This window comes from Flavonifractor sp. An112 (genome assembly GCF_904377885.1).
Taxonomy (GTDB): domain Bacteria; phylum Bacillota; class Clostridia; order Oscillospirales; family Oscillospiraceae; genus Flavonifractor; species Flavonifractor avicola.
In genome coordinates this window covers 23995-47648 of sequence record NZ_CAJFGT010000005.1, presented here as the reverse complement: position 1 = coordinate 47648, position 23654 = coordinate 23995, and the positions used below count along the sequence as shown (strand labels likewise).

General features: G+C 58.3%; 24 protein-coding genes and 1 other annotated feature. Of the genes, 9 read left to right on the top strand and 15 right to left on the bottom strand.

The features are described from left to right. Positions 1-14 precede the first annotated feature (14 nt). A complete protein-coding gene (locus IHN22_RS01565; protein WP_191433167.1) occupies positions 15-869 on the top strand; it encodes a patatin-like phospholipase family protein in 855 nt (284 codons plus the stop codon). Positions 870-914: 45 nt separating this feature from the next. Here IHN22_RS01565 and IHN22_RS01560 read toward each other — a convergent pair whose 3' ends face one another. The 3 genes from IHN22_RS01560 to IHN22_RS01550 form a co-directional block, all read right to left on the bottom strand. Next, the gene (locus IHN22_RS01560) at positions 915-1388 is read right to left on the bottom strand and encodes a hypothetical protein (RefSeq protein WP_087265740.1); all 474 of its coding nucleotides are present in this window, start codon (positions 1386-1388) and stop codon (positions 915-917) included. A gap of 52 nt (positions 1389-1440) precedes the next feature. Next, a complete protein-coding gene (locus tag IHN22_RS01555; RefSeq protein ID WP_087188195.1) occupies positions 1441-1947 on the bottom strand; it encodes an RNA polymerase sigma factor in 507 nt (168 codons plus the stop codon). Between the two features lie 119 nt (positions 1948-2066). Beyond that, positions 2067-3377 (bottom strand): MATE family efflux transporter, encoded by a 1311-nt coding sequence (locus IHN22_RS01550; RefSeq protein ID WP_191433166.1) that lies wholly within the window; start codon positions 3375-3377, stop codon positions 2067-2069. Between the two features lie 176 nt (positions 3378-3553). Here IHN22_RS01550 and IHN22_RS01545 point away from each other — a divergent pair, with 176 nt between their 5' ends. Beyond that, positions 3554-4735: a M20 metallopeptidase family protein gene (locus tag IHN22_RS01545; protein WP_191433165.1), complete on the top strand. Its 1182-nt coding sequence runs from the start codon at positions 3554-3556 to the stop codon at positions 4733-4735. Positions 4736-4791: 56 nt separating this feature from the next. Here IHN22_RS01545 and IHN22_RS01540 read toward each other — a convergent pair whose 3' ends face one another. From IHN22_RS01540 to IHN22_RS01530, 3 genes are all read right to left on the bottom strand, one after another. Continuing rightward, positions 4792-4986 (bottom strand): hypothetical protein, encoded by a 195-nt coding sequence (locus IHN22_RS01540; protein WP_087188192.1) that lies wholly within the window; start codon positions 4984-4986, stop codon positions 4792-4794. A 183-nt stretch (positions 4987-5169) separates the two neighbouring features. After that, positions 5170-7017, bottom strand: a complete 1848-nt coding sequence (locus tag IHN22_RS01535; protein WP_191433164.1) for a family 10 glycosylhydrolase — start codon at positions 7015-7017, stop codon at positions 5170-5172. Positions 7018-7052: 35 nt separating this feature from the next. Beyond that, positions 7053-8840 carry an ABC-F family ATP-binding cassette domain-containing protein gene (locus tag IHN22_RS01530; protein ID WP_191433163.1) on the bottom strand — a complete coding sequence of 596 codons (1788 nt, stop codon included), beginning with the start codon at positions 8838-8840 and terminating at the stop codon, positions 7053-7055. A 147-nt stretch (positions 8841-8987) separates the two neighbouring features. On the opposite strand from IHN22_RS01530, the gene IHN22_RS01525 reads away from it, so the two are divergent. The 6 genes from IHN22_RS01525 (at position 8988) to leuA (ending at position 14820) form a co-directional block, all read left to right on the top strand. Next, complete coding sequence (locus tag IHN22_RS01525) at positions 8988-9383, top strand: GntR family transcriptional regulator (RefSeq protein ID WP_300985284.1); 396 nt, start codon at positions 8988-8990, stop codon at positions 9381-9383. After that, positions 9380-10150 carry a hypothetical protein gene (locus IHN22_RS01520; protein ID WP_191433162.1) on the top strand — a complete coding sequence of 257 codons (771 nt, stop codon included), beginning with the start codon at positions 9380-9382 and terminating at the stop codon, positions 10148-10150. The genes IHN22_RS01525 and IHN22_RS01520 overlap by 4 nt, the downstream gene beginning before the upstream one ends. Next, the gene (locus tag IHN22_RS01515) at positions 10137-10664 is read left to right on the top strand and encodes a hypothetical protein (RefSeq protein ID WP_191433161.1); all 528 of its coding nucleotides are present in this window, start codon (positions 10137-10139) and stop codon (positions 10662-10664) included. Before IHN22_RS01520 ends, IHN22_RS01515 begins: the two co-directional genes overlap by 14 nt. Beyond that, on the top strand, positions 10657-11403 hold the full coding sequence (locus tag IHN22_RS01510) for an ABC transporter ATP-binding protein (protein WP_087188187.1): 747 nt from the start codon (positions 10657-10659) through the stop codon (positions 11401-11403). The genes IHN22_RS01515 and IHN22_RS01510 overlap by 8 nt, the downstream gene beginning before the upstream one ends. Beyond that, complete coding sequence (locus IHN22_RS01505; RefSeq protein WP_191433160.1) at positions 11400-12794, top strand: hypothetical protein; 1395 nt, start codon at positions 11400-11402, stop codon at positions 12792-12794. The genes IHN22_RS01510 and IHN22_RS01505 overlap by 4 nt, the downstream gene beginning before the upstream one ends. A 44-nt stretch (positions 12795-12838) precedes the next feature. Further along, positions 12839-13074 (top strand) — a binding site (T-box leader). Between the two features lie 54 nt (positions 13075-13128). Further along, a complete protein-coding gene (gene leuA, locus IHN22_RS01500; protein ID WP_087265760.1) occupies positions 13129-14820 on the top strand; it encodes a 2-isopropylmalate synthase in 1692 nt (563 codons plus the stop codon). 58 nt (positions 14821-14878) lie between these two features. Here leuA and IHN22_RS01495 read toward each other — a convergent pair whose 3' ends face one another. The 6 genes from IHN22_RS01495 to IHN22_RS01470 form a co-directional block, all read right to left on the bottom strand. Further along, a complete protein-coding gene (locus IHN22_RS01495) occupies positions 14879-15268 on the bottom strand; it encodes a NifB/NifX family molybdenum-iron cluster-binding protein (RefSeq protein WP_087188184.1) in 390 nt (129 codons plus the stop codon). A 128-nt stretch (positions 15269-15396) separates the two neighbouring features. Beyond that, complete coding sequence (locus IHN22_RS01490) at positions 15397-16944, bottom strand: GH25 family lysozyme (protein ID WP_191433159.1); 1548 nt, start codon at positions 16942-16944, stop codon at positions 15397-15399. 229 nt (positions 16945-17173) lie between these two features. After that, positions 17174-17926, bottom strand: coding sequence for a carboxymuconolactone decarboxylase family protein (locus tag IHN22_RS01485; protein ID WP_087188182.1), 753 nt, complete (start codon positions 17924-17926; stop codon positions 17174-17176). Between the two features lie 12 nt (positions 17927-17938). After that, positions 17939-18280 (bottom strand): cyclophilin-like fold protein, encoded by a 342-nt coding sequence (locus IHN22_RS01480; protein ID WP_300985282.1) that lies wholly within the window; start codon positions 18278-18280, stop codon positions 17939-17941. A 119-nt stretch (positions 18281-18399) separates the two neighbouring features. Beyond that, positions 18400-18942, bottom strand: coding sequence for a flavodoxin family protein (locus IHN22_RS01475; RefSeq protein ID WP_191433157.1), 543 nt, complete (start codon positions 18940-18942; stop codon positions 18400-18402). Beyond that, complete coding sequence (locus IHN22_RS01470) at positions 18939-19520, bottom strand: sugar O-acetyltransferase (protein WP_087265770.1); 582 nt, start codon at positions 19518-19520, stop codon at positions 18939-18941. Before IHN22_RS01470 ends, IHN22_RS01475 begins: the two co-directional genes overlap by 4 nt. A gap of 138 nt (positions 19521-19658) precedes the next feature. Between IHN22_RS01470 and IHN22_RS01465 the strand changes: the two genes are divergently transcribed. Further along, positions 19659-20555: a LysR family transcriptional regulator gene (locus IHN22_RS01465; protein ID WP_191433156.1), complete on the top strand. Its 897-nt coding sequence runs from the start codon at positions 19659-19661 to the stop codon at positions 20553-20555. Positions 20556-20661: 106 nt separating this feature from the next. On the opposite strand, the gene IHN22_RS01460 is transcribed toward IHN22_RS01465, so the two are convergent. The 3 genes from IHN22_RS01460 to amrA are packed head-to-tail and all read right to left on the bottom strand — an operon-like array spanning position 20662 to position 23458. Beyond that, positions 20662-21222 carry a flavin reductase family protein gene (locus IHN22_RS01460; RefSeq protein WP_191433155.1) on the bottom strand — a complete coding sequence of 187 codons (561 nt, stop codon included), beginning with the start codon at positions 21220-21222 and terminating at the stop codon, positions 20662-20664. 26 nt (positions 21223-21248) lie between these two features. Beyond that, positions 21249-22073, bottom strand: a complete 825-nt coding sequence (amrS, locus tag IHN22_RS01455; protein WP_087389456.1) for an AmmeMemoRadiSam system radical SAM enzyme — start codon at positions 22071-22073, stop codon at positions 21249-21251. After that, positions 22070-23458: an AmmeMemoRadiSam system protein A gene (gene amrA / locus IHN22_RS01450; RefSeq protein ID WP_191433154.1), complete on the bottom strand. Its 1389-nt coding sequence runs from the start codon at positions 23456-23458 to the stop codon at positions 22070-22072. The genes amrS and amrA overlap by 4 nt, the downstream gene beginning before the upstream one ends. Positions 23459-23654: the final 196 nt, after the last annotated feature.

Genomic DNA, 23654 nt, shown 5'->3' with positions numbered 1-23654 from the left:
AGGATGTGTTGTCCATGAAGACCGGGATCGTGCTGGAGGGTGGAGCCATTCGTACCATCTTTTCTTCCGGTGTGTGTGACGCCCTGCTCACCGGCGATATTATGACGGACTATGTCATCGGCGTTTCCGCCGGGATCGCTTATGGTGTCAGTTATGTGTCCAGGCAGATCCGCCGCAACCTTGACATTATGGTAAACTACGTCAATGATAAGCGGTACATGAGCATGGGCAACCTGCTCCGCCGGGACAACAAGGCATATTTCGGTCTGAAGTTCGTCTATGACACCATTCCGAACGAGCTGATCCCCTTTGACTATGACACCTACCGTGCATTCCCCGGTGAAGTGGAAGCAGCGGTCACCAACCTTGACACCGGCAAGGCAGAATATTTGCCGGTGGACGGCAACGACAAGAGCTTTACCATCCTCCAGGCCACTTGTGCCCTGCCCTTCCTCTTCCCTATTTTCCACATTGACGGCAAACCATTCATGGACGGCGGCGCGGCGGACGCCATTCCCTTTGACCGAGCCTTTGAGAAGGGCTGCGACCGGCTGATCGTGGTACTCACCCGGGAGCGGGACTTCCGGCGGCAGCCAGAGAAGCTCCAGCCTCTCATTGACCGGGTTTACCGGAAGTACCCCAACTTCTGCGACACCATGCGCCGCCGGGCAGATACCTACAACGAGGCCCGGGAAAAGCTCTTTCAGCTGGAAAAGGAGGGGCGGGTGCTTCTCTTTGCTCCTCACAATACCCAGGGCTTCAGCCGCACTGAGCGGGATGTGGCCAAGATCCAGGCCCTGTGGCAGGACGGCTACGACGAGGGCATGGCCCGGCTGGACGAGGTACGCGCCTTCCTGGCGGGACAATAATAAAACAGGACCCGGGCGGCGGCTGCCGTCCGGGTCCTTTGCGTCTTATTCCACTCCGCTGATCTCTGTGACCATAGCCATGTTGGCGTCCTGTCCGGTACCGTCGGGCAGTGTCACATGGGAGACAGCCACAGGCTTTCCGTCCTCATCCAGGGTCACCTGGACGGAAACCTTGGCTCCCTCATCCTCCCGGGTCCAGAGGTAGCTGCCGTCCCGCTCCATGGCCTCGGTGATGTCCGTCTCCTCCCCGTCCACGGTAAGGATGATGCGGCCGTCTCTCTCCTCTACCGCCGTATCAGGCAGCCGCAAAGCGGTGATGGTCTCGCCGGTGTCATCCATCACGATCTCTTCCCGGTAATCTCCGATAGAGGCGGACGAGCGGATGGTGGCGGAGAGCCACTCCAGGGCCTCCGGGTTGGCGGCGCTTACGGTCACCATCAGAGCCACCGTTACCACGGCGGCGATCAGGCCCACCCGCAGCGGGCGACGGACCGGCTTCTTCTGTTTCTGTTCTGCCATTTCAATGACCTCCTGTAGGGCTTCTTCGGAGACGTGAAGCTCCGAGCATCGTTCACGGTATGCGTTGTGGTCGAACATCGTCGTTCCCCTCCTCTTCTTCGGAAAGCGTCCGGCGCAGCCGGGCCCGGGCCCGCTGGAGCCAGGTCTGTACGGTGGAGGGATTGACCCCCATGGCCGCCGCCGTCTCCTTGACGGAGCAACCCTCGTAGTAGTAGAGGTAGATGGTCAGGCGGTACTTTCCATCCAGCGCCATCACCGCCTGAAACACCTCTTCCCGGCGGTCCTCCGCCGGAAGGGGCGCCTCGTCCCGCTCCTCCAGCGGTACCGCCCGGCGGCGCCAGAAGGAACGCATCACCTTCCGGCTCTCATTGACCGCCACCCGCAGCAGCCAATGCTTCAGGTGGTCCTCGCTCTCAAAGCCATCCTGCTGGTAGAGCTTGAGGAGCACCGTCTGCACCACGTCCTCCGCGTCCGCCCGGCTCCGCAGGGCGTGGTAGGCCACCCGGTAGAGCATATCGCCATAGGTCCGGGCCGCCTGTTCAAATGTCTCGTCGGTCATGACTACTCCCTTTCTGTGGGTTGGTTTGAAAGGCCTTTCATCAGGAATATCCCCCGGAGGGGCAAAAAATCTCACCAGGAAGAAAAAAATTTTGGGGCGTCTGAACGACGCCCCAAAACTCATTCCCGACCTAACCGCCGGTAAACCGTGAAATACATAGTGAGGATACAGGCCAGACCACCCAGCACATTGGAAATAGGCTCGGCCAGGAACACACCGTCTGCCCCAAAACCCACCGCAGGCAGGATCAGGGTGAGGGGCGCCACAATGAAGGCCTTGCGGAGCAAAGAAAAGAAGATGGCGTTTTTGGACCGGCCCAGCCCCACAAAGACCGACTGGCCAATGAACTGGAAGGACATAAAGAAGAAGGTGGCAAAGTAGATGCGGAAGGCGGGGATACCGGCGGCAATGAGATCCGGCTCATTGTTGAAGATACGGATCAGAGGTTCGGGCAGCAGCATCACCACCGCCCAGACCGCCACTGAATATACTACCGTCAACACCGTGGTAAAACGGATACCCTGGCGTACCCGTTGATACTGACCTGCCCCATAATTGTAGCCCAGCACCGGCTGGCAGCCGTTGGTAATGCCCTGGACCGGCATGGTAATGATCTCCCGAATGGAGTTGATCACCGTCATAACGCCTACATACAGATCGCCGCTGTAGGCCTCCAGGCTGGCGTTGCACAACACCTGGGCCAGACTGTTGGTCATGGACATGACAAACCCAGAGGTACCCAGGCTTAAAATACGCCTGACCCGCTCCGCTTTGAGTCGAAGGGCAGACAACCGCAGCTTGAGGATGGCCTTTTTCCCGGTGAGAAATTTCAGCACCCACAACGCCGAGCAGGCCTGGGAGATCACCGTGGCCAGCGCGGCCCCCTTTACCCCCATGTCCAGCAGGAAAATGAAGATAGGGTCCAATACAATGTTGACCACCGCACCCACAGCTACCGTAATCATACCCATACGGCTGAAACCTTGGGCGTTAATGAAGGGGTTCATACCCAGGCTGATCATAACGAAGAGGGTACCCAGAATGTAAATGGTCAGGTAATCGTTGGCATAGGGGAAGGTGACATCGCTGGCCCCGAACAGATAGAGAATCGGCCGGCGGAAGATGAGACACAAAACTGTGAGGGATGTGCCAAACAGCAGCAGCAGAGAGAAGGAATTGCCCATAATCTGCTCCGCTTCCTCATTCTCTCCTCTGCCCCGGCAGATGGAACACAGCGGGGAGCCACCCATGCCGCACAAGTTGGCAAAACCCATCAAGATGGAGATGATGGGCAGACACAGCCCCAGTCCCGTCAGGGCCAGGTGCCCCGGCAGACGGCCCAGGTACATCCGGTCCACCACGTTGTACAGGATATTAATGAGCTGAGCCACCGTCATGGGCACCGCCATATAGACGATATTGCGGGCCATACTGCCCTTGGAAAAATCATTCTGGGTCCGGGCTTGCGTGGCCGGTCACCTCTTCTCTTGCAATTTGGATGAATTTGGGGTATACCTATAGGGAACCCCGGCTCCGCCGTTTGGATACGACGGATGCATAATAGTTAATTATACTACCGTTTTAAAGTACAGGCAACGGAAAGGAAATGATTTCTTTGACACTGTTGGAGCAGGCCAAGGCCATGGAGCCTCAGCTGCGGGCCATGAAGGACGACCTCCACCGCCACCCCGAACTGAGCTTTCAGGAGGTGCGCACCACTGGAATTTTAAAAGAAAAACTGACCGCCTTAGGGCTGGAAGTCATCGACCTGGGCATGGACACCGGCGTGGTAGCCCTGCTGCGGGGAGCCCACCCCGGTAAGACTGTGGCCCTCCGGGCCGACATTGATGCTATCGCCCAGCAGGAAGCCGCCCACGACGGGGCCATGTCCCAGTGTAACGGGCTGATGCACGGCTGCGGCCACGATTTCCATACCGTAGGGCTGTATGGCGCAGCCTGCCTGCTGGCCCAGCGCCGGGATCAGCTGGCGGGCAACGTGGTCTTTCTCTTCCAGCCCGCCGAGGAGGTCACCCAGGGGGCCCAGGCCATGATCGACCACGGGCTGTGGGACAAGCTGCCCGCCAAGCCTGACTGCCTCTTCGGCCTGCACAACCGGCCTGAGCTGCCCGCCGGACAGATCGCCGTGATGGAAGGGCCGGTGATGTCGGGCAAGAGCCACTTTGTTATCACCCTCCATGGTATCTCCGGCCACGGCGGCTCCCCCCACAAATGTACCGACGTGATCGTAGCCGGTGCGGCGGTGGTCAACGCCCTTCAAACGGTGGTGAGCCGCAACACCGATCCCCTGGAAAGCCTGGTGTGCTCCGTGCTGTCTATCCACGCCGGCACCCCGGACAATTTCGTCCCCGACGTGCTCACCATGACAGGAAGCATCCGGGCCCACGGAACCGCCGCCCACCGCCATGCCGAGGAGCGGCTGCGTGAGCTGACTCTGGGAGTATCGGCCGCCTACGGGTGCACCGCCGAGGTGGAGTTCCACCCCGGTGTGCCCGCCACTGTCAACTCCCCCGCCATGACCGCTCTGGCCAGAAAGGCGGCTCTGGCTCTGGTGGATGAGGCTCATGTGGTCTCCCCTGCCCCCGACATGGGTTCGGAGGACTTCGCCGTCTTTGGGCAGGATGTGCCCGCCTTTTTCTATTGGCTGGGCTCCGGCTTCCCCGGCCAGTTTAATCCCTGCTGGCACAACGAGCACTTCCGCACCGATGACGGCGCCCTGCCTCTGGCCGCCGCCCTGTTGGCCCAGTCTGCCCTGGTAGGATTGGAATAAAAAGAACAGCACGCCCTCCCATGTGGGGGGCGTGCTGCTTTTTCTCTATATGTACTTCAACGGGCCATATACACCGCGCCAATAGCCTTGAATTGCCGTGCCACCGCACCGCACAGCTCGTTATAATACTTGAGATAGTCCTTTTTTGCCTGGCGCTCCCGGCTCTTCTGCTGTTGAAAATTCGCCCACTGGGCACAGCTTTTGTGACAGCCTTCGCAGTAACTGGAACAGGTCTGTTGACACGGAATCATAGCGGAAACCCCTTTCTGCTCTGTCCGGGTGCTTGCCCCGGCGGTTCCGGCTTGTCTGAAAACATCCGGTGTCTCTATTGTACTTGGCCTGCCTCGCGCTTTCCATCACCTTTTGGTAAAAGACTGTAAAGTTTCTTCTGACTTCCAAAAAGGCTCCCGGCAGCGCCGGGAGCCTTTCCTGTTTTACAGCCAGGTCTCCCCCTGGCTGTGCTTTTCATAGTCGTGGGTCACCGAGGCCTCCAGAATCTCATGGTAGGCCCAGTGGTCCACGCGCACATCGGTGAAGGGGGCCGCTATGTCCCGCTCACCCGCCTGCCGGTCCATGGCACGGTTGAGGATCTTTACTGCCTCCGCTCTTGTCACATTGCGGCCCGGCTGGAAGGTACCATCGGTGCCGCCGGAGATCCACCCCTGGGCAGCGGCAAAAGCGATCTCCCGAGCCGCCCAATAGCTGGCCGGCACATCGGGAAAGGCGTGGCTGCCGCCAGTAACAGCAAAGAATCCGCACACCATCTTCACCAGCTCCGCCCGGCGGACTGGTTGGGTGGGGCGGAAGGTTCCGTCCTCATAGCCCTGGACAATGCCGTATTTCCGGGCAAAATGGACATAGGAGCTGTACCAGTCCCCCAGACTCACGTCGGAAAAGCCGCCGGTGCCCTCCTCATAACTGTAAAGTGGTTTCCCATTACGATCCACCGCCAGCCGGGTCAGCATCGTCACCGCCTCTCCCCGGGTCAGAGAGCTGTCCGGGTGGAACTGTCCATTGCTGCCCTGTACATAGGCCATATGGTCCGCCGTATTTAGAGCTGCTTCCAGCTGAGGCGCATAAAATTCCTTATAAAGCTTCTGCAATTCCCCATTCTGCGCCAAAAACTGATATCGGAAGTGAACTTCACCATCCACCTGGGCAATGGTCTCGTTGAGCTCCAGCTGCTGCCGGATGGCCTCCACACCGTACCAGGGACTGCTGGGATCAGTGTTGCCCGCCTGGTAGTCGCCCATACCAATGTAAAGGGAAACATCTGTACCCCTTACTGTGTCTGCCCACCACTTGACGATGGTCTCATAGTCCATACTTTTATGACCGATATACCAGTAGACCTGGGGGCAGATGTAGTCAATCCACTCCTCCTGCACCCACTTCCGGCTGTCGGCGTAGGAGGCATAGTAGCTCTCAAAGCCGCCGGTGGTATTGGAGCCCTGGGACTGGCTGCTCTTGTCGGCCCACACGCCGGAGGGGCTGATGCCGTAAGACAAATCGGGATCAATGGCGTGGAGCCGCTCCCCCATCTCCTTCACCAGCTGGTTCACATTGTCCCGACGCCAATCCCCAATGTCGGAGAAGCCGCTGCCGTACTGGGCATAGGTGTCGGCGTCGTCAAAGTTTGCGCCGGGATAGAAGTAGTCGTCCATGTGGATGCCGTCGATGTCGTAATTACGGGCCAACTCCTCGGCGCTCTGAATGATGTACTCCCGCACCTCCGGCAGACCGGGATCAAAATAGTATTTGCCGTCGTACTCCACCACCCAGTCCGGGTGGACCTTGGCCGGATGGTCGGCAGTCAGGCTGTCGTACTCGGACTGGCCTCCCTTAGTCACTCGGAATGGGTTGATCCAGGCATGAAGCTCCAGCCCCATCTCATGGGCTTTCTCCACCCAGTAGGCCAGGGGATCAAAGCCATCTGCCGGGGCCTGACCCTGTCGGCCCGTCAGATCGGCGCTCCAGGGATAGTAACTGGAGGGATAGAGGGCGTCGGCGGAGGGCCGCACCTGTAAGATCACGGCGGTCATGCCCATATCGGCGCAGGTCTGCAAGATCTTGTCCGCGTCCGCCTTCAGCACCGCCGGGTCGGTGGTGGCCTTGCTGGGATAGTCCAGCCGGTACACCGTGCTCACCCACACCGCCCGGAATTGGTCGGGATTCTTTACTTCATTCTTCCCGGCGCTGGTCTGGGTACGGATGGCCATGCCTGCCAATGCCAGGGCGCACACCAGCACAATGGCCACCACAAATTTCCATACTCTTGTCATGGGATTCTCCTTGCTTTGGTTCTGAGGACGGCGGGCTACTTCTCCTGGGCGGCAATCCGCTCCGCCAAGTCATTGAGATAGACCCAGCGCTCCATCTTCTCCTCCAGGGCGGCCTCCAGCTGGCTCTGCTTCTCCTGGATCTCCTGGAGGGCCACATAGTCGGTGGCCTTGGCAGCCTGCTCCGCCTGGACCTGGGCAATCTGCTTCTCCAGAGCGGCGATGTCGTCGTCGATGGTCTCAAACTCCCGCTGCTCCTTGTAGCTGAACTTCAGCTTCTTGGGAGAGGAAGTACGCTCCTTCCCCTTGTCAGAGGCAGGCATCTTGGGGGCTTTGGCCTTCTCCTCCGCCCGCTTGGCGTCCAGATACTCGGTATATCCGCCGGGATAGGCCCGCACAGAGCCATCCCCCTCTACGGCAAACACCCGCCGCACCACCCGGTCCAGGAAGTAGCGGTCGTGGGATACGGCAATCACCGCGCCGGGGAAGGTGTCCAGATAGTCCTCCAGAATGGACAGGGTCTGAATATCCAGGTCGTTGGTGGGCTCATCCAGCAGCAGCACATTGGGAGCGGCCGCCAGCACTGAGAGCAGATAGAGCCGCCGCTTCTCCCCGCCGGACAGCTTGCAGATGGGGGACCACTGGACCTCCACCGGGAAAAGGAACTGCTCCAGCAGCTGGGAGGCGGTGAGCATTCCCTCTGCCGTCTCAATGTTATTGCCAATCTCCTTCACATAGTCGATGACCCGGATATCCCCGTCCATGTCGGGCACTTCCTGGCGGAAGTAGCCGAAGCGGACCGTCTCGCCCACCTCCACGGTACCAGAATCGGGAGCCAGAGTCCCCGCCATCAGGTTGAGCAGGGTGGATTTTCCGCTGCCATTGGAGCCCACGATGCCGATACGGTCATCCCGCAGCAGCATACAGTCAAAGTCCCGGACCACGGTCCGGTCCCCGAAGGCCTTGGTGACCCCCGCAAGCTCCACTGTCTTTTTCCCTAGACGGCTGGCACGGGCGGACAGTTCCAAGGTACTTTTTTCCGTGGGGCCGGTCTGGGCCTTCAGGGCCTCGTACCGCTCAAGCCGCTCCCGGCTCTTGGTACCCCGGGCAGTGGGGCCCTGCATCACCCACTGGTACTCCCGTCGGAGGATGGCCTGGCGCTTGCGCTCACTGGCCTTTTCACGTTCCAGCCGGGCCGCCTTCCGCTCCAGATATTTGTCATAGTTACCCTCATAGGTGTAGAGCTTGCCGCCCTCCACCTCCACCATTTTCGTGACGATGCGCTCCAGAAAATACCGGTCGTGGGTGACCATCACCAGAGCGCCCTTCCAGCCTCTCAAATAGTCCTCCAGCCAGCCAACCATCCGGTCGTCCAGATGGTTGGTGGGTTCGTCCAGCAACAGCACATCGCAGGGCCGGGCCAGCACCGCCGCCAGGGCCACCCGGCGGCGCTCTCCGCCGGACAGTTCCTCCATCTTCTGGTCGAACCGGGGTACCCCCAGCTGGTTTAGAATGGTCTTGGCCTCATATTCCGCCAGGGCGCGATCGTCCCCGTCCAGCCCCAGCAGCACCTGCTCCAGCACGGTATGTTCCCCGGGAAATACCGGGTTCTGAGGCAGGTAGGCCAGGCGCACATTGGGGTCGGGACGAACGGTACCTCCGTCCGGCTCCTCCGCCCCGGCCAACAGCCGCAGCAGGGTGGATTTTCCGCATCCGTTGACGCCGATGATACCCACCTTGTCCCCCGGCTCCACATAAAACGAGACAGAGTCCAGCAGACTCCGTGTCCCGTAGGTCTTAGTCAGTTGTTCCGCCGATAACAGCATATTGTTCCCTCGCTTTGTCGATATCCCGTATAGTATAGCGGAAATGGCTGAAAAAGAAAAGGCCTCATAGTACTTGACAGGCAACCGTATTACTCATATAATACAGTTAGAAAGTGTACTAGTTCAGTAATACAGTTAGGAGGTGGTATGGCCATGTGTGACTTTGGCGGCTTCGTCCCGGCGGACGGTCTGCCCATCTATCTGCAGATCGTCCGCTATGTGGAGCGGGGCGTGGCGGCGGGCACCATTGCCGACGGCGAGGAACTGCCCTCCCGCCGGGTGCTGTCGGCCCAGCTGGGTGTCAACCCCAACACAGTGCAGAAGGCCTACCGCCTGTTGGAGGAGGAGGGGCTCATCACCTCCCGCTCGGGGGCCAAAAGTGAAGTGTGCGCCCCGCCGGACCGGGCGGAGGCTCTCAGGGCCAAACTGTTGGAGCAGGAGATCGCCGGTTTTGTCCGCTCTCTGCGGCAGTCCGGGCTGGAGAAAGAGGCCGCTCTGGAGCTGATCGACCGGCTGTGGGACCGAAAGGAGGAGGAAACATGAGACAATATGTGAACCTGTTGATGGTAGCCGCCCGCTCCCGGCTGTGGCAAGTGATCCTGATCACCGCCGGCACCAGTGCCGCCCAGGTAGCACTGGCCATTTCCATGCTGAACAAAGTGAGTCTATATGGTTTTATGCAGAATTCCCTGTTCCATCTGCTGTTTACCGTAGGTCTGGTGCTGATCTGTCTGTCGCTGGCCTCCTTCGGCATGGAGCGGGGCGGCAGCAAGCTGGGCTATACCCTCCGCCGCCTGCCCTGTGGAGAGGAGCGGGCCACCCTGATATTCGCCCTTCACCACTTCCTCTGCCTGCTGATCTACTGGGGCGGGCAGATCGCAGCGGCATGGTATATTGCCCTGCGCTTCTGCGCCCTCTCAGACGACGCCTTTCCCATGCTGGTGTTTTATTACAGCGGATGGTTTCACGGAATTCTGCCCGGCCTGGACTGGCCCATCTACATCCGCAATGTGGTGATGCTGGCGGCGCTGGCCATGGCGGCAGCCACCTGCTCCTACCACTGGCGGCGGGGCGATAAACCCTTTACCGTCGTGCCCCTGGCCGTTTTTGCCGGTCTTAGCTTCCCTGCCGACATCGGTGCCTTTGGTTTACCGAGACCGGGCAGCGATTTTGTTGCCAGTCTGCCCAATGTGTACGCTAAGGTACCAAATAATATCATGGTAGCCATCTTCCAGCTGGCCGTCTTTGTGACAGCTCTGATCATCGTCACCTACAATCTGATAGGGAGGGCTCGCTATGTGGACACCTGAACGCGTCTATCCTCTGGGTTTTCCCGGCAGGCAGGCCCTCCAGATCACACTGGGCGGGCTGGGGGTCGCCTTCGCCATCGGTTATTTCCGGTTTCTTGCCTCCTTTTCTTCCGCCAAAAATGAGCTCTACACGTCCGTCCGGATCGACGGCAAGTGGGTCCCAAAACTCATTGAGGGTTCGGTCATTGCCCCATTCTCCCGCCTGCTGGGCGGGATATCTCTGGGGCTGACTCTGGTGGCCCTCTGCCTCATCGTCTCCCTCTTTCTTCATTATGCATGGCATAAGCTGGGCAGCCGCAGCATCTACCGCATGAAGCTGCTCCCCAACCGCTGGGAGCTGTGGCGGCGGGTGGTCCTGATCCCTCTGGTAGGCCTGGCCGCCTGCGCGCTGCTGTGGGGCCTGCTGCTTCTGCTGTGCGCCCTCACCTACCGTTACGGGACGCCGGACGGTCACTTCCCCCCCAACTGTTGGGGTTCCTTCCCCTTCTACTGGATTGGAGGCTGCTATGCTTGAACTGCATCAGGTTCGTAAAAAATACTTCGGCTCCACCATAGCGGTGGATGATCTGTCCCTCACCATAGGCCCTGGGGAAATCGTAGGACTGTTTGGGGAGAACGGCGCCGGCAAAACCACGCTGCTCAAGTGTATCCTGGGCCTGCTATCCTATCAGGGCCAAATCACCCTGGACGGCGCTCCGGTAAACCGGGCCAACATCGCCCGCCTGTCCTTCGCCACCTGCGAGCACTCCTTCTTCCCCAACCTGACCGCAGAGGAGCACAGAATTTTTCTCACCAGCCAGTTTCCTACCTTCCGTCAAAAACGCTTCCACGCTCTGCTGGACTTCTTCGAGCTGCCTGCCCACAAGGCCATCCGCCGGTTTTCCACCGGCCAGAAGAACCAGTTTGAGGTGATCCTGGCCTTGTGTCAGGGCGCCGACTACATCCTGATGGATGAGCCCTTCGCCGGCAACGACATCTTCAACCGGGAGGACTTCTACAAGGTACTGCTGGGTATTCTGGAACCCAACGAAACCATCCTGCTGTCCACCCACCTGCTGGAGGAGGTACAGCACTTCATCAGCCGGGCCGTGCTGCTGCAAAAAGGCAAGCTGGTGGGAGACGCCTCCACCCTGGATCTGGAGGAACAGGGCAAGAGCCTCATGGACTATGTGAAAGAGACCTACCGCTACAAGGCTGACCGGGTCAGTCAGGCCCTGGATCAGCTCACCGGCAAGGAGGAGGGAGAGGGATGAAAAGCGCTCTTGCTCTGCTTCTGGCTCTGGTGGCCGCCTTCGGCGGACTGCTGGGCTGGACCAATGCTCAGCTACAGCAACAGGGTACAGACGTGACCGTCTCTGCCACCACCCTGGCAGGGGACCCGGCAGCTGCCGCCGGCGTCCAGGTCACCAGCTACACTGAGTATCAAAATCACCTCTTCTGGCGCCAGTCCTTTCCGGCGGACAGCCCGGAGCAGGGTGAGACCCTCTGCACCTTTTCCCAGGCTGCCCACTTTGCAGAGGATAACTTTTCTTGGGGAAACTATTTTAATATCGAGCTCTCCAGACATAGCATAAGCAGTCATTCCTCTATAGAGAAGCAGCTCTCCCCTTCTCTGCTCGCTCTTTTAAAGCAGATCCAGAGTAACCGGCCCAACGTCGCCGTTTCGCAACAGCGGGTGGACCTGTCCGACTATACCGATCACTATCCCCTGGAGGTTTCCGGCTCTTTCACCCAATTTATACACAACCCGCTGACATCCAAGCAGCTGATCCAGTTGGTGGAAGACTACTTTTTCTTTCCTCTGTCCAAGAGCACATATGCCATCATCTCTCTGGAGACCGACGAGAAGAGCGGCCAGCTCTGTGGTTATGATTTTGACCTGGAATATGACTTGAGTCTATCTACCCAGACTGTGATGCGGGACTATATTACCTATTTCGCTCTCATTCCCGGAGGTGACCAGGTCGACCTGCTGGACACCAGTCATATTCCCGGCGGCTGGGGGATATACGCCCTCACCGGCACCAGCGGAGAATCCGCCGCCATCTCTACCCTCTACTCCATACCCGATGGCGGGCAGGTGGTCCGTCTCTTTGGCGGCCCGGAGGGAGACGACTGCCTCTATCTGCTGACTTTGGAAGAGAACACGCTGTTTTTCACCCAGCTGGACCCCAAAAACGGCCAGGTGGTGGTCCATCTGCCTCTCTTCCCCTGGACAGAGGATCAGGAGATCCTCAGTACCCTATGGCATGGAGACTATCTGGTGGTTTTCACCGGCAAAGGCCCCTTCGCGGTACTGGTTCCCGACGGCCAGGGGGGCTGGAAGGTAGATCTGACCGGGGACCTCCACAACCAATACACCCCCACCTACTATCCGTCAGCCGATGAGCTGACCGGGTATGCCCGGTACAGCACCACCTCCTCCCTCTATGACCATGAAAGCCACCGGCTGATCTTTGCCGACTCCTATTACGCAGGGGACGAAAAGAACACCTCGTTCTTTCTGTCTGTATACGATCGGGACGGGCTGGCCTATCTGGGGACCTATCAGTTCAGTCTGCCCGCAGATGTGTATAAACTTTATGGTGTCTATACCAACAACTCCCCCTCCCATGTGCTCTCCTGGTCGGAAACTGCCTCTTGACAAAACCGGACGGTTCGGCTAGAATGGGTAACAATCAAATCCCAGAACAGGCAATGATGGGAAGAAGGCACGTTCCGTCCCCCTCAGAGAACCGGTGGTTGGTGCGAACCGGCGGAGGAAAGCGTGCGGATACTGATCCCGGAGCCGCCTGCCTGAAGCTGCTGTTGTAGGGCAGGCCGTCACGGCCACGTTATCGGCCGGGGCCTTGTTGGAGGCCATGAGCGTCCGCCGGTGACGGCGGGCGGAAGCAGGGTGGTACCGCGTATCTTACGCCCCTGACCATAATCTGGTCAGGGGTTTTTCTTATTCCCTGGCCCAAGGAGGAACTGCTATTATGAAACCCGCACAGGAAAAGTACATTCCCTTCGTCCCGCTGAAAATGGAAAAGCGCGCCTGGCCCGACAAGGAATTGAAGGCGCCCCCCGTCTGGTGCTCCGTGGACCTGCGGGACGGCAACCAGGCCCTTATCGATCCCATGAACGTGGAAGAGAAGCTGGAGCTGTTCCACACGCTGGTAGACATCGGCGTGAAGGAAATCGAGGTGGGCTTCCCCTCCGCCTCCGAGACCGAGTATGAGTTCATCCGCACCCTCATTGAGGGCGGCCACATCCCCGACGACGTGACCATCCAGGTGCTGGTCCAGGCCAGAGAGCATCTGATCCGCAAGACCTTTGAGGCCATAGACGGAGCCAAGCACGTTATCTTCCATTTCTATAACTCCACCTCCACCCTCCAGAGGAAGGTGGTGTTCCACACCGACGTGGCCGGCGTCACCAAGATCGCCGTGGACGCCGCCCAACTCATCCGGGAGCTGAGCCAGCCCGCCATCGACGCCGGTATGGATCTCCGGTACGAGTATTCCCCCGAGTCCTTCATGGGCACCGAGATGGACGCCGCCGTGGAGATCTGCCAGGCGGTCATCGAGGCCATCGGGGCCACCCCCGACCACAAGATCATCCTCAACCTGCCCACTACGGTGGAAAACTGTATGCCCAACTACTTTGCCGATGAGATTGAGTACTTCATCGACAAGCTGCCCAGCCGGGAATGCGCCATCATCTCCCTCCATCCCCACAACGACCGCGGCGAGGGCGTAGCCACCGCCGAGATGGGTCTGCTGGCAGGCGCCGAGCGTGTGGAGGCCACCCTCTTCGGCAATGGTGAGCGCACCGGCAACGTGGATATGGTCACCCTGGCTCTCAACCTGTACACTCAGGGCGTGGACCCCAAGCTGGACTTCTCCAACATCAACAAGATCCGGGATGTGTACGAGAAGGTCACCAAGATGAAGATCGGTGAGCGGCAGCCCTATGTGGGCGAGCTGGTGTTCACCGCCTTCTCCGGCTCCCACCAGGACGCCATCAACAAGGGCACCCGCTACATGGAGGAGAGCGGCACCGAGTACTGGGAGGTGCCCTATCTGCCCATCGACCCCGCCGATGTGGGACGGCAGTATGAGCCCATCATCCGCATCAACTCTCAGTCGGGCAAGGGCGGCTCCGCCTTCGTCATGCAGCACTCCTTCGGTTTCGATCTGCCCAAGGCCATGCACCCCGAGTTCGGCCACATCGTTCAGGTGGAGACCGACCGGGTGGGCAAGGAGCTCAAACCGGAGGCCATTTACGACCTGTTCAAGACCCACTACATCGACGCCGTCAAGCCCTACGAGATGGTGCGCCACTCCTTTGCTGAGTTTACCGATGAGGAGGGCCACTCCCACGTCACCTTTGCCGGTACCCTTCGCCACACCGACACGGTATTCCAGGTTCAGGGCTCGGGTAATGGCCCTATTGACGCCTTCTTCAACGCTATCCACGGTCAGAAGATGGACCGCTTCACCTTCATCGACTATAAGGAGCACGCCATCAAGCAGGGCTCCGACTCCCAGGCTGTGGCCTACATCCACCTCCAGGATGAGGAGGGCCGGGACTGGTTCGGTGTGGGCATGAGCCACAACATCAACCTGGCTCCTCTGAAGGGCATCCTGTCCGCCATCAACCGGGCCGTCAACCACGACGGGCTGTAATCTCACAACGCAAAAGGGGTCCCGCCGGTAAACCGGCGGGACCCCTTTTGTCCATTTTTTATGCGTCGTGATGATGACCACCGCAGTTGTGGTCGTGATGATGCTCGTGTTCGTGATCATGGTGGTGGCAGACGGCATCGGTGGACTTCAGCTCCCCTTTCAGGTACTGCTCCACGGCGGTGCGGGCGTCCCCCTGGACCCCCATCATGGTCTTGATGTTCCGCTGCTGGAACAGAGACACGGCGTGGGCACCCATGCCTCCGGCAATGACTACTTCAACCCCCATATCCCCCAGGAAATTGGGCAGGAATCCGGGCTTGTGCTCCGGATTGGGTACCAGCTCCTCCCCCAGAATCTTGCCGTCCTCCACAGTGTAGATACGGAAATGTTCACAATGGCCGAAGTGGCCCCCTACCTCTGTTCCCACGCTGGCAACTGCGATCTTCATGGTTCGTCGCTCCTTTTCCCGGCATATGCCAATTATTATAGCTTCATCATACGCTTATTTCCGGCATATGTCAATATCATTCTAAAAAAGATGGGGGTGCAGCGGATTGCCGCACCCCCGATCTTTTCTTACTTTCGATTGTTTTTCTTCAGATCCACCAGGCAGATGTTCAGATCCACCTTACCCTCGATCCCGCTTACCGTTCCGCTGCTGGAATACTGCCACATATCATAGTAATACGGGAATGTGGTGGGCTTCCAGCCGGTGGTATAGTGAGCCAGCCAGAAAGGATAGTCCTGCAGCTGAGAGAGGTCAAACCCCTTGTTTACCAGATTGGGATTGCTGTAGGCCATGGGCTGATATCCCTCATCCTGGATCACCTGGTTAAAGGCCTTGGTACAGTCAATGATCTCCTGGTAGGTCATGTTGTATGTACGGCTGCTGCTGTCGCTGACATACTCCCAGTCAAATACCACCGGATAGGTCACATCATATCCCTCGATCCACTCCAGGGTTTGATAGGCCTCCTCCATTGCTTCTTCCTCGTTGACCGCCTGGGAGAAGAAGTAAACCCCCACATCGATACCCGCTCGGGTGGCGTTTTCTATGTTATACGTAAAATAGGGGTCCTGCACGATCTTACCCACGGTATACCCTCGATAACCTACCCGAATGATGGCAAATTCCACTCCGGATTCCGCCACCAGGTCCCAGTCGATCTTGCCCTGGTGGGAGGAGACATCGATGCCCACATGGCTTTCCGCATCTCCATCGTAGCTGAGGAAGCCGTCCTCATTGACATAAAACGCCTCGCTGTCATAGGGGTTGGATGGGATGGGCATTGGAGTAGGCGTAGGCGTTGGCTCCGGTGTTTCACTGGGAGTAGGTTCCGGATCCGGGCTTTCGCTGGGGGTGGGTTCCGGTGTAAGTGTTGGCGTGGGAGTAGGCGTGGGAGTAGGTGTAGGAGTAGGCGTAGGCGTTGGAGTTGGAGTTGGAGTTGGAGTCGGAGTTGGAGTCGGGGTAGGCGTGGGCTCCGGCTCCGGCTGGCTGTTCTGGTCGTAGCGGGTCAGAATAACCGCTGTCTCCGCCCGGGTTGCCTGGCCGGAGGGATCAAAGCAATTTCCCGGCTTACCGCTGATCACCTGCTCCGCCTGGGCCCAGTCCACTGCGGGAACCGCCCAGGACGAGATCTCGTCCGCATCGGCATAGGGTGTACCGGCGCTGGCGTCTGGGCTGCCTGCATAGCGCCACAAAATGGTGGCCACCTGCTCCCGGGTCACAGGGTCGTTGGTACCAAAGGTCTGGCTGCTGTACCCGGTCACATAGCCGTTTTGTTGGGCCCACAGCACCGCGTCGGAGTACCAGGTATCGTTCTCTGTATCGGTAAAATTGTCCTTACCACTCACTGCCGGACTGCCTGCCATCCGGTAGAGCACCGTGGCCAGCATGGCCCGGCTCATGGACAATTCCGGCGCAAACATACTGCCGGAAATACCGCTCATCAAACCGTTGTCATACACATAGGATACCGCGCCGGCATACCATATGCCGGGAGCTACGTCGGCAAAGGACCCGCTGCTCCCCGCGGCTTGGACCGTTCCGCCAAAGGACAGAGGAATCATGGCTGCCAGCAGTGCGCCTGCCAGCAACCCGGATACTGCTTTCTTTCTAACCATGGACTTTCCTTTCTGCGTTGGACTCTGTTCTGTCTTGGATGATGCGATTGATAATAGCATAACAGAAATCCTGCTGTTCGACAAGTTTTGAACGGAAATTTTATAATATTTGCTGTTTTCCTTTTATTCCGCCCAAGATAGTTCCACGCAGTATACATAAGTTTTTACAGAGTTTTCTGCACAAAAAGGCTCCCGCCAGACTGGCGGGAGCCTTTTTGCAGGATAAAAATCAACCCAGTTTGCTGTACTCGGTCTCGGAAACTGCCTCCAGCCACTCATTGGAGCAGTTTTCACCAGGCACTTCCAGGGCAAGATGGGAAAACCAGCTGTCCGATGCGGCGCCATGCCAGTGCTTGACGCCGGTGGGAATGTTGACCACATCGCCGGGATGCAGCTCCCTGGCCTCCTTCCCCCACTCCTGATACCAGCCTCGGCCGGCTACGCAAATCAAAATTTGCCCGCCGCCCTTGTCAGCGTGATGGACGTGCCAGTTGTTCCGGCAGCCTGGCTCGAAGGTCACATTATACACCCCAACCTGGCTGGCAGAGAGGGGCTGCAGGTAGCTCTGGCCCACGAAGTACTGAGAGAACCCGTCGTTGGGCGCCCCGATGGGAAACACCATTTCTTTCTGGTGCATGGCCTTACCATCATCGCCGGCATCCTCGGCCCACACTTCCTTGGCCATACGGAAGGCCGCCCAGGCTTTGGGCCAACCTGCGTAAAAGGCAGCATGAGTCAAAATCTCCGCAATCTCCTGGCGGGTAATACCGTTTTGCTTGGCAGTGCTCAGGTGATACTGGAAGGAGCTGTCCACCAGCCCCTGAGCCATCAGAGCCACAACCGTGACCAGAGAACGATCCCGCAGGGAGAGTTTGTCCTCCCGGCTCCACACCTGTCCAAACAATACGTCGTCATTCAACTCCGCAAATTTCGGAGCAAACTCACCCAGCGCATCTCTGCCCGCCGTCTGCTTCACTGCCATAACAAATACCTCCTACTCAAGAGAAAATGTAACCTGAACCCTTCCCTCTCCCAGCTTCGCCTGCAAATCGGTGGGATCATCGATCTTTGCAAGCCGGGTGAATTTCCAGGTATTCGTGCCGTAGTAAACCGTAATCTGATTGCCCTGATAGAGGATCACATCCCCCGGCTCTGTGGTGATCTGCCGGTCATTCCGGGTCAGCGTGGTACCCAGCGGGCCCACTTTTTCAAAGCCACCGTAATCTTCCATCTCGATGGTCACCGGCCCCTGTGCCAGCAGCTCCTTGAATTCACGGGCCGAGCTGTTGTCCTCCAAGGTAGCCAGCAGTTCCTCATCGCCTACTGTGATCTTCAATGCCGTTTCCTCCTGACCGGATGCCGTCTCCGCAGATTGTGTCTCTTCTGGAACGCTGCCGCCGCAGGCCGACAGTCCCAATAGGGCAAGGAGCATACACAGCCACTTTGCCGCGGTTCTCATACGCCCTTACCCATCTTATAGGCCTCGGCCAGCTTTTCGGTCAGACGGGCCATATCGCCCGGGTCATTGACGCCGCCGCCCCGTACCACACCGGCCAGCCGAGCCTTTTCAAAACAGGCGATCCAGCCATTCAGGCCGTTGACTGGGCCGTCAGAGGCGCTGTCCTCCTCCTCAGCGGAGGCGGTGAGCAAGTAGATATCCCGGAAAGCGTAGTCGGCGGCGTACAGAGAATTGGCCCGGTCCAGCAGGGTTTTCATCTGGCCGGACATCTCGTAATAGTACACCGGGGTGGCAAAGCAAATCACATCCGCCGCCGCCATCTTTTCCACAATCGCGTTGGCGTCGTCCTGAATCACACACCGGGACTGCTTCAGACAGGCCAGACAGCCCCTGCAAAAGTGCAATTCCTTCCCCTGCAGGGAGAGCAGCTCCACCTGATGGCCGGCCTCCTGGACACCCTGGACAAACTGCCGGGCCAGCAGATCAGAATTGCTGTTGTGACGCAGGCTGGTAGAAATCACCAAAACTTTCTTGCTCATGCTTCGTCCTCCTCGCCGATGGTCCGTATGACTTTTGCAGGTACGCCGCCTACCACGGTATTCTCCGGCACATCTCTGTTCACCACCGCGCCGGCAGCCACAATGGCGCCGTCCCCGATGGTCACACCAGGCAGAATGGTAGCATTGGCGCCGATCCACACATTCTTCCCGATTCGGATCGGTGCGGGGATCATGCTGCCTCGGTCTTGCGGCGAGGCAACGTGGTTAAGGGTCGCCAGCACCACATTATGACCGATGAGGGCACCATCCTCGATAAAAATGCCGCCCTGATCCTGAAATTTGCACCCCGCGTTGATAAACACATTCTTTCCAATATGGATGTTTTTTCCACAGTCCGTGTAAAAAGGTGGGAAAAGTCCGAAGCTCTCATCCACCGGCTTGCCGATCAGCTGAGAAAACAGGGCCCGCAGCTGCGCCGGTTCATGATAGCTCCCGTTGATCTCCGCGGTAATCCGCAGGGCTTCCTGGCTGACGCCGTGCATGAATTGGTGAACCTCGCTTCCGCCCTGCACCACGTTACCGCTGTTTAGTTCATTCAAAAATTCTTCTAGCTCCATGTTACGCTCCCAATTCTTCAGGTATTTGGTTTCATTGTATCACCGGCGCTTTCAGATAACAAATACCTATATAGAATATCTTACTATGCTTGAAACCTATAGTTAAGTCATGCTATTATCTATACAGAGGTGAGCGCTATGGAGTTAAGAGTGCTTCAATATTTTCTGGCCGTGGCACGGGAGCAAAATATCTCAGCGGCGGCACAATCCCTTCACCTGACACAGCCCACCCTCTCCAGGCAGCTCAAGGAGCTGGAGGAAGAGCTGGGTAAGCAGCTGATGGTCCGGGGCAACCGGAAGATCACGCTGACCGAGGACGGTATGCTGCTGCGGAAACGGGCGGAGGAGATTCTGGAGTTGGTGGACCGGACGGAGAAAGAGGTTATGCAGTCCGGCAACACCGTCAACGGGGATATCTATATCGGCACCGGTGAGACAGACGGCGTGCGCCAAATCGTTGGGGCTGCCAAACAGCTGCGAGAGCGCTACCCGGGTATCCATTTCCACATCGTCAGCGGCGACGCTGTGGACGTATGCGAGCGGCTGGACAAGGGGTTGTTGGATTTTGGCGTCCTTCTTGGAGACATGGACAAAACAAGGTACCACTATATGGAACTGCCTATGAAGGACACCTGGGGGGTACTGATGCGGCAAGACAGTCCTCTTGCCCAGCAAGACACCGTTTCTCCCCATGATCTGTGGGACAAGCCTCTGATCCTCTCCCGGCAGGTGGATAATAAAAGCGGCCTGTACCGCTGGCTCAAAAAAGAACCCTCGGAGCTCTACACCGTGGCCACCTATAATCTGATCTACAACGCCTCGTTAATGGTGGACGAGGGGCTGGGATACGCCTTTACCCTGGACAAGCTGGTAAACACCACCGGCAGCAACCTATGCTTCCGGCTCCTGAAGCCAAAGCTGGAGCTGGGGATGCACCTGGTCTGGAAAAAATCCCAGACATTTTCCAAGGCGGCAGAACTGTTCCTGGAGCAACTGCAGAATCACCTGTCCTCTTCTCAAAACGTAAGCAAATAATTTGGACGCCCGGCTGATGCCGGGCGTCCATTTTGTTGCTTGGTTCTTTCTTTGTTTGTAAATTCAAGGATACTGTAGGTCTGTTGCGCCAATCATTCTCCTTCGATTACTTCAGCTGCGCCCCGTCCCGGAAGGCGTTGCCCGCCTTCTCACCCAGCTTGCGGTAGATATTGTGGATGGGGTCAAAGATAATGGGCTGCAGCTTGTCCGGATCGATCTTTCCGTCCTCTCCCAAAACCGACTCATCAGCACTGACATTCACGATCTCGCCTACCAGACGGCAACTCTCCGGATCATAGCTGACCAGGCGGCACTCCACAGCCATAGGCAGCTCATCAATGAGGGGCGCATCCACAAATTCTGCTTTGCTGGTATGCCAGCCCGCCTTTTCCAGCTTATTGGCCACGTTATTGCCCGACTCAATGCCCACATAGTCGCAGGCCACCATCTGCTCTGCCGTGGCCATACTCACTGTAAAAGCCTTTCGGGCCAGAATATTGGCGGTGGTCTTATGACCGGCGCTGATACACATGGACAATTCTTTCTCCTCGCTGATGCCGCCCCAGGCCGCATTCATGGCGTCCGCCGTGCCATCTTCGCCATAGGTGGCCAGGATAAAGACCGGCTGGGGGTAGGTCCAGGGTTTTGCTCCAAAATTCTTACGCATAAAAGATACCTCCTGTTTGATGATTTTCAGCAGTTACCAGTATAAACATCATGCAGTTCTTCCCGTGCCACATCTGCCAGGCGGTAAACCGTCTCCACCGGCGTAGGTGGACGGTCCGCCATACGATGGCGGGGGAAAAAGCGGGAGATGTGCAGGGGAATGTGGGAATCGACCGAGGAGAGCCATCGGGACAGGGCCCGGATCTCCTCCTCCGTGTCATTTTCTCCCGGCACAATCAGCGTGGTGACCTCCAAATGGCAGCGGCCGGCAGCCAGGGAGATGGAGCGTTTCACACTCTCCAGATCTCCTCCCAGAGCACGGTACCATCGTTCGGTAAAGCCCTTCAAATCAATGTTTACCGCGTCGATCAGCGGCAGCAGCTTCCGCCACCAGTCCTCTGCAATGGTACCATTGGTCACCAGCACATTGAGCATCCCGGCCTGGTGTACCAGCGCGGCGCAGTCCCGCACATACTCATAGCCAACCAGCGGCTCATTATAGGTATAGGCCACACCGATATTGCCCCGGCTGGCCAAACGTACAGCCTCCCGTACCAGTTCTTCCGGTGTGCAATCCCTGGTTGGGAATGTCTCCCCTGCTCCAGCGATCTCAATATTCTGACAGAAGGAACAGCTCAGATTACAGCCAAAGCTGCCCACCGACAGTACCATACTGCCTGGATGGAACCGGCGCAGCGGCTTTTTCTCAATGGGGTCCAGGGCCAGCGCAGTCAGCTTGCCATAATTGAGCGGGACAATCCGTCCGCCCCGGTTGCCTCTGGCCCTGCACAGCCCGGTCTGTCCCTCCGCTAATTGGCAGCGGTGAAAACACAATTCACACGAGATGCTCATTGGTGCCGCACCACCTGAAATCGCTGGATCTGATACGGATCCTCCGCGCCGATCCCGCCCTTTTGCCGGGCAATATCCAGCTGCTGCGCCACTGTGTCCACACCTTCCAGGTCAGGCAGCAGCAGTCCCCGCCGCTGCCCGCAGCTGACAATGACTCCATATTGTCTGGGGTCCAACTGATCGGGGGAATCCACAGTTTCCGGCTCCCCCAACACATCCACGCTGTACTCCAGCTCATCCAGCTCCCGGGCCCGCACCGCCGGGAACCGCGGATCTCGGATCCCGGCGGAAATGGCGTTTTGTATGATCTCCCAGGCCACATTTCTCTGGGTTGGCGCAATGGTACCGATGCAGCCACGGAGCCGTCCGTCCTTATGGAGGGATACAAAGGCTCCTGCCGCCTGACTGGTCAATTCCTGGGGCAATCCCGCAGGCAGCTGCCCCAGAGGATCTCCGGTCCGCACATAAGTCTCCAGCGACAACCGTGCCAGCTTTACCCAGGGGTCCTCTTTAGCACGTCTCTCCTCCAGCTGGGCCTGCCTGACCTGCTGGAATGCGGCCGCATACCGGCGGCCCTCGTCCCGTCCGGTGACCGGAAACAACGCCACCGCGTATCCCACCCCGAAAGTACCCTCATGGCTCAAAAGCTGGGGCTCCACCGCCAGCCCATCCAAGGCTCCAGACATCATCTGGAAGGCACGCAGGCCGCATTCAGCCGCCCGCTGGCAAAGATCTGCGTCCATGGTGAGAAATCGCAGAAAATCACCCGACGCCATAGTCTCTGTCACCCGCCGGTCAAAGACCGGTCCCTCCGGCGCAAATCCATAGGGGCCGTCGGCTTTCAGTTTATGAGAGAGATCGCCGCTGGCCACAAACACGGCCCGGCGGCCCAATGCCTCTGCCGCCTCGGCCACGCACTGTCCCAGTCGGTAGTGCTCCAGCGGAGAGAAGCCGGAAAGGCCCATCCGTATGATGGGGCAATCCACACCCGCTTTGCGGAGAAAAACAAGAGGAATCAATGCTCCATGGTCCAGAGCGGGGTTACGCTGGCCCAGGGTGCCAGCCTCCAGACCTTTTTCCCGGGCTCGACGCACAATTTCATCCCGCAGCGGCCCGTCGTACTCTACCTCAATGCGCACCTGCGGGGCGCCAAAAGCAGACATATCGCCCGCAGCACCCGCTCCAGGGGCAATGTGGAAATAATTTCCGTACAAAACCGTGTGTGGTGAGGCTACAATGAGCACATCCGGCTTCCACCGCGCCACCTCTGCAGCGGCGGCACGCATGGCCTGACCGGTGGCATTGATCTCACACTCCCGGCCCCTGCCCACTTCAGGCAGCAGCACCGGAGGATGTGGGGTCAGGATTGCACCCAGCATAGGCATATTATCCGCTCCCTTCCGGCCATACAAAGATTTCTATAAACAGTATAGCACGGCAAAAGGAACAGAAAAAGCCGTTCCCCAACAAAACTGCACACAAATTGTTGTCATGCGTTCTACACATACTGATCTGCAACATCCGCTTGAACGGACTAAAGGAGCAGGCACCCGAAAAAGCTTTCAGTCGCCCGCCCCCTTT

What these genes read in the sequence shown, in the direction of transcription:
- IHN22_RS01520 (WP_191433162.1), top strand. Translation starts at nt 9,380, where the DNA reads ATGAGACAATATGTGAACCTGTTGATGGTAGCCGCCCGCTCCCGGCTG.
- IHN22_RS01545 (WP_191433165.1), top strand. Translation starts at nt 3,554, where the DNA reads ATGATTTCTTTGACACTGTTGGAGCAGGCCAAGGCCATGGAGCCTCAG.
- amrA (WP_191433154.1), bottom strand. Translation starts at nt 23,458, where the DNA reads ATGCCTATGCTGGGTGCAATCCTGACCCCACATCCTCCGGTGCTGCTG.
- IHN22_RS01540 (WP_087188192.1), bottom strand. Translation starts at nt 4,986, where the DNA reads ATGATTCCGTGTCAACAGACCTGTTCCAGTTACTGCGAAGGCTGTCAC.
- IHN22_RS01465 (WP_191433156.1), top strand. Translation starts at nt 19,659, where the DNA reads ATGGAGTTAAGAGTGCTTCAATATTTTCTGGCCGTGGCACGGGAGCAA.
- IHN22_RS01535 (WP_191433164.1), bottom strand. Translation starts at nt 7,017, where the DNA reads ATGACAAGAGTATGGAAATTTGTGGTGGCCATTGTGCTGGTGTGCGCC.
- IHN22_RS01485 (WP_087188182.1), bottom strand. Translation starts at nt 17,926, where the DNA reads ATGGCAGTGAAGCAGACGGCGGGCAGAGATGCGCTGGGTGAGTTTGCT.
- leuA (WP_087265760.1), top strand. Translation starts at nt 13,129, where the DNA reads ATGAAACCCGCACAGGAAAAGTACATTCCCTTCGTCCCGCTGAAAATG.
- amrS (WP_087389456.1), bottom strand. Translation starts at nt 22,073, where the DNA reads ATGAGCATCTCGTGTGAATTGTGTTTTCACCGCTGCCAATTAGCGGAG.
- IHN22_RS01495 (WP_087188184.1), bottom strand. Translation starts at nt 15,268, where the DNA reads ATGAAGATCGCAGTTGCCAGCGTGGGAACAGAGGTAGGGGGCCACTTC.
- IHN22_RS01530 (WP_191433163.1), bottom strand. Translation starts at nt 8,840, where the DNA reads ATGCTGTTATCGGCGGAACAACTGACTAAGACCTACGGGACACGGAGT.
- IHN22_RS01525 (WP_300985284.1), top strand. Translation starts at nt 8,988, where the DNA reads ATGGCCATGTGTGACTTTGGCGGCTTCGTCCCGGCGGACGGTCTGCCC.
- IHN22_RS01505 (WP_191433160.1), top strand. Translation starts at nt 11,400, where the DNA reads ATGAAAAGCGCTCTTGCTCTGCTTCTGGCTCTGGTGGCCGCCTTCGGC.
- IHN22_RS01475 (WP_191433157.1), bottom strand. Translation starts at nt 18,942, where the DNA reads ATGAGCAAGAAAGTTTTGGTGATTTCTACCAGCCTGCGTCACAACAGC.
- IHN22_RS01515 (WP_191433161.1), top strand. Translation starts at nt 10,137, where the DNA reads ATGTGGACACCTGAACGCGTCTATCCTCTGGGTTTTCCCGGCAGGCAG.
- IHN22_RS01555 (WP_087188195.1), bottom strand. Translation starts at nt 1,947, where the DNA reads ATGACCGACGAGACATTTGAACAGGCGGCCCGGACCTATGGCGATATG.
- IHN22_RS01510 (WP_087188187.1), top strand. Translation starts at nt 10,657, where the DNA reads ATGCTTGAACTGCATCAGGTTCGTAAAAAATACTTCGGCTCCACCATA.
- IHN22_RS01470 (WP_087265770.1), bottom strand. Translation starts at nt 19,520, where the DNA reads ATGGAGCTAGAAGAATTTTTGAATGAACTAAACAGCGGTAACGTGGTG.
- IHN22_RS01550 (WP_191433166.1), bottom strand. Translation starts at nt 3,377, where the DNA reads ATGGCCCGCAATATCGTCTATATGGCGGTGCCCATGACGGTGGCTCAG.
- IHN22_RS01490 (WP_191433159.1), bottom strand. Translation starts at nt 16,944, where the DNA reads ATGGTTAGAAAGAAAGCAGTATCCGGGTTGCTGGCAGGCGCACTGCTG.
- IHN22_RS01460 (WP_191433155.1), bottom strand. Translation starts at nt 21,222, where the DNA reads ATGCGTAAGAATTTTGGAGCAAAACCCTGGACCTACCCCCAGCCGGTC.
- IHN22_RS01560 (WP_087265740.1), bottom strand. Translation starts at nt 1,388, where the DNA reads ATGGCAGAACAGAAACAGAAGAAGCCGGTCCGTCGCCCGCTGCGGGTG.
- IHN22_RS01565 (WP_191433167.1), top strand. Translation starts at nt 15, where the DNA reads ATGAAGACCGGGATCGTGCTGGAGGGTGGAGCCATTCGTACCATCTTT.